At 66.0% G+C, this 1,773-nt stretch carries 2 protein-coding genes; one reads left to right on the top strand and one right to left on the bottom strand.

Going from position 1 to position 1,773, the window contains the following annotated elements:
• Positions 1–389, top strand: a 389-nt coding sequence (locus AC08ON_RS10630) for a DUF1918 domain-containing protein (protein WP_476616875.1), incomplete at its 5' end; no start/stop codon positions are given.
• 73 nt (positions 390–462) lie between these two features.
• Here the strand turns inward: AC08ON_RS10630 and AC08ON_RS10625 are convergent.
• On the bottom strand, positions 463–1,773 hold a 1,311-nt coding region (locus tag AC08ON_RS10625; RefSeq protein ID WP_476616874.1), incomplete at its 5' end, for a glycoside hydrolase family 26 protein.

Raw genomic sequence — 1,773 nt, 5'->3', positions numbered from 1 at the left:
CTCCAATTCATAGCCACTTAACGCAACAGGCCGTCACACCACGCGACCTTCGCGCAGCCCTGGGGCCCGGGCTCGGGTTCCGGCGTGGAAACCGACCTGTTCGACGGAGTGGCGACGCGCTGATGCCGGAACGGACCGCGAACGGACCGCGGGAGGGAATCCTGATGTACACCGGGAACATCATGTACGCCAGGGTCGGGGACCGCCTCGTCGTGCGTAATTCGGCAACAGGTCGTACCGAGCGCCACGGTGTGATACTCAAGATTCGCGGCGAGAGCGGCCGAGCGCCGTTCATCGTCCGGTGGGACGACGGCCGCGAATCGTGGTACATCCCGGCCGCCTACGAATCGGTCGAGCTACGTCCCAGCCGCGACCGGCGGCCCGGCTGAGGACCCCCTCGGGTGGAGGGGTGCCGCCTACTGATCATTGCCGGCGGGCGGCACCCGGCGTCACCCCCGGACCCTATTTCCCGGAGTAGAGCTGTTTATAGCGGGCGCCCGCCTGCCGGTTCAGGTAGAGACACGTGGCGCTGAGCGGTCGGTACAGGTTCGAACCGACGTTGTTCGGGTCGCAGTTGTTGAAGTAGTACTCGTAGGCCAGCCCCTTGCCGGCATGGGCCACGAACCAGTCGTACATCCACTGGATGTAATTGGCGTTGTCACCGCCACCGTTGTTGCCGCTGGTACTCACCACCCCCCATTCGCCGACGCCGAAGAGCTTGTTGTGCGCGCGGGCGAAGTTGAACCAGTAGTTCAGCCCACCGGGGGCGTTGGCCTGGGCGTCGAACTCGGCCTTTGTCCGGGACGGCGGCCAGTGGTCGTACGCGTCGAGGCCGACCCCGTCCACCCAGGCGTCGCCCGGATACATGTCCATCGGGTTGTGACTCGGCGGGTTCTGCGAGTAGTGAGCGTTGAGGCACCAGCACAGGGTGGGGTCCGGCTCCGCGGTCGAGTTGATGGCGTCCGCGACGTGGCGCCAGCAGTTGACGTAGTCCTTGGGGTTGGTGGCGGACCATTCGTACCAGTCGCCGTTGCCCTCCCAGGCGATTCGCAGGTAGGAGTTCTGCCGGCCGTAGGCGTTCAGTACGCGGCCGAAGGTCTTCCAGTACTCGTCGTAGGCCCCGGTGGCGCAGGTCGCGTTGCTGGCACCGATGTGCTCCGGGAAGGGGGGGATGGAGATGATCAACCGGCCGGGCCAGTTGGCGAAGGTACGCAGCAGATCCACCGGCTGGCTGACGTTCGCCCAGCTGTTCCGGGTGGTGTAAAGCAGGGTGAAGTCACAGGGCGCCCCGCGCCAGGTGCAGAACGCCTCCAGGTTCTGCTGGTTCATCACCGGATCGGGATAGGTTCCGGTCAGCCACCCTTTGCCCGAGCGGGGCCCGGCGTAGGACGGCGGGGCCGGCGGCGGGTTCGCTCCGGTGGTGACCTCCGCCCGGTCGAAACCAACGTTGTTGCCCTGCGAGGAGGTGTTGCGCTGCCCGGTATTCGTCAGGGTCAGGGTGTGCGTGCCGGCGGCGATCTTGTCCGAGCTGTAGAACAGGGTGATGCTCGAGGTCGGCGCGTAGGTGTCGACGTTGACCGGCTGGCCGCCGTCCAGGCGGATCGTGCTGAATCCCCCGATCGGGCCCTTGGCGCCGTAGATGTTGACCTGCGTTCCGCTGAAACGGATCGTGGCGACCGCGCCGGCGGTCGCCGAGTAGTAGAAGCTGTTGTTCGGGGAGGTAATGCAGCCGGTGCACTTCGTCCACCCGGTCGAGTAAGAGACCTGGTTGGT

This window comes from Frankia sp. CoWAU3, from assembly GCF_977971855.1.
This window is presented reverse-complemented; position numbering and strand designations above follow the sequence as displayed.